At 64.9% G+C, this 2172-nt stretch carries 2 protein-coding genes; one reads left to right on the top strand and one right to left on the bottom strand.

The genetic code is table 11. The features are described 5' to 3' along the window. Positions 1 to 1024 (bottom strand): isocitrate lyase (gene aceA / locus PKE44_RS18580; protein WP_324554205.1); only part of this gene is annotated, 1024 nt, incomplete at its 3' end. 210 nt (positions 1025 to 1234) lie between these two features. On the opposite strand from aceA, the gene PKE44_RS18575 reads away from it, so the two are divergent. After that, positions 1235 to 2172, top strand: a 938-nt coding sequence (locus PKE44_RS18575) for a LysR family transcriptional regulator (RefSeq protein ID WP_324554203.1), incomplete at its 3' end; no start/stop codon positions are given.

The following is a 2172-nucleotide window of genomic DNA, read 5'->3' as shown; positions in this document are numbered from 1 at the left end:
TGATGAACTGGAACTTGTAGCCCATCGCGCCCAGCTCGCGCTGGAACTTGGCGATGGTCGCGTCGTCGAGGTTCTTCTTCCAGTTGAACGACGGCGAGCAGTTGTAGGCCAGCATCTTGCCCGGGAACTTCGCGTGGATCGCCTCGGCGAACTTGCGCGCGTACTCGAGATCCGGCTTGCCGGTCTCGCACCAGACCAGATCGGCGACCGGCGCGTAGGCCAGGCCGCGGCTGATCGCCTGCTCCAGACCCGGCTTGACGCGGTAGAAGCCTTCGACGGTGCGCTCGCCGGTGCAGAACGGCTTGTCGTTGTCGTCGACATCGCTGGTCAGCAGGTCAGCGGCTTCGGCGTCGGTACGGGCGACGAGCAGCGTCGGCACGCCCATGAGGTCGGCGGCCAGACGCGCGGCGGTCAGCTTCTCGACGGCTTCGCGGGTCGGCACCAGCACCTTGCCGCCCATGTGGCCGCACTTCTTGACCGAGGCGAGCTGGTCCTCGAAGTGCACGCCCGAGGCGCCGGCCTTGATCATGGCCTTCATGAGTTCGAAGGCATTCAGCACGCCACCGAAGCCGGCCTCGGCGTCGGCGACGATCGGCTGGAAGAAGTCGATCGAGTCGTTGCCTTCGGCATGGTGCAGTTCGTCGGCGCGCATCAGCGTGTTGTTGATGCGCTCGACGACGGCCGGCACCGAGTTGGCCGGATACAGCGACTGGTCGGGATACATCGCGCCGGCGAGGTTGGCATCGCCCGCGACCTGCCAGCCCGACAGGTAGATCGCCTTCAGGCCGGCCTTGACCTGCTGCATGGCCTGGTTGCCGGTCAGCGCGCCCAGCGCATTGATGAACGGCTCGGTGTTCAGGTACTTCCAGAGCTTCTCGGCGCCCTTCGTGGCCAGCGTGTACTCGACGCCGGCAGTGCCGCGCAGACGGACAACGTCTTCGGCCGAGTAGGCACGGGTGATGCCCTTCCAGCGCGGATTTTCGGCCCAGTCGTTCTTCAGCTGCTCAAGGCTCAGGTGCGGCATGCGACGGTTCTCCAGTAACAAGAGGTGTGGCGCGAAACAGGCGCCGGGATGATGAACGGCGCTTCATGTAATTTCACATCGCGAAACGTGATCGCGTACCGAGAAATTGCGCGCAGTCTAATGTGGCTATGCAGCAATTGACAAGGCTCAATCGTCAATACTAAACATTCACGCCATCAATATAAGACAGTCAACATCTGCCCGCCGACGATGAATTCGCCGCTGCCCCGCCACTACTACAAACACAACCGGCTGCAGCAGTTGCGCGGCTTCTGCTATGCGGTGCAGACCGGCAGCATCTCGCGGGCGGCCGAGCGCATGTTCCTGAGCCAGCCGTCTGTCTCCCTGCAGATTCAGGCGCTTGAGCGGGAGCTGGGCGTAACGCTGTTCGAACGCCGCGGCCCGCGCATCCGGCTCACGCCCGAGGGCCAGACCCTCTACGAGATGGCACTGCCGCTGCTCGAAGGCCTCGATGGCCTGCCCGAGACCTTCCTCGCCCGGCGCGGCAGCGTCGAGTCGGGGGAGCTCAACATCACGGCCGGCGAAGCCACGATCCTCTACCTGCTGCCCGACGTGGTGACGCGCTTCAGCGCCGCGCACCCCGGCATCCGCGTGCGCTTTCACAATGTGCCGGGGCGCGAGGGCCTGCGGCTGCTGCGCGAGGACGAGGTTGATTTCGCGGTCGGATCGTTCCGGGAAGTGCCGGACGACATGAGCTACCAGCCGATCCACGCCTACGACCAGACGCTGATCACGCCGCTCGAACACCCGCTCGCCGGCCGCCTCGAAGTGTCGCTCGCCGACATCAGTCCCTACGAATTCATCCTGCCGCCGCGCGGCCTGAACACGCTGTCGATGGTCGAGCTCGCCTTCCAGGCGCAGAACCTGAGCCTGAACGTCCGGCTCGAAGCCGGCGGCTGGGCGGTGATCAAGCGCTACGTCGAGATGGGCCTCGGCATCTCGATCGTCTCGGGCATCTGCCTGACGCCGGACGACAAGCTGTCGTCGCTGTCGCTGAACCGCTATTTCCCGCGCCGCACCTATGGCGTGGCGATGCGTCGCGGAAAATTCCTGACCCCCCAGGCCAAGCGCTTCATCGAATTCATCGACCCGAACTTCTTCGCGCCGGACACCGATCCGGCCGATGC

Source organism: Plasticicumulans sp. (genome assembly GCF_035331805.1).
In the GTDB taxonomy this organism is placed as follows: domain Bacteria; phylum Pseudomonadota; class Gammaproteobacteria; order Competibacterales; family Competibacteraceae; genus Plasticicumulans.
The sequence above is the reverse complement of the archived record's forward strand: the minus strand, read 5'-3'. Positions and strand labels throughout refer to the sequence as shown.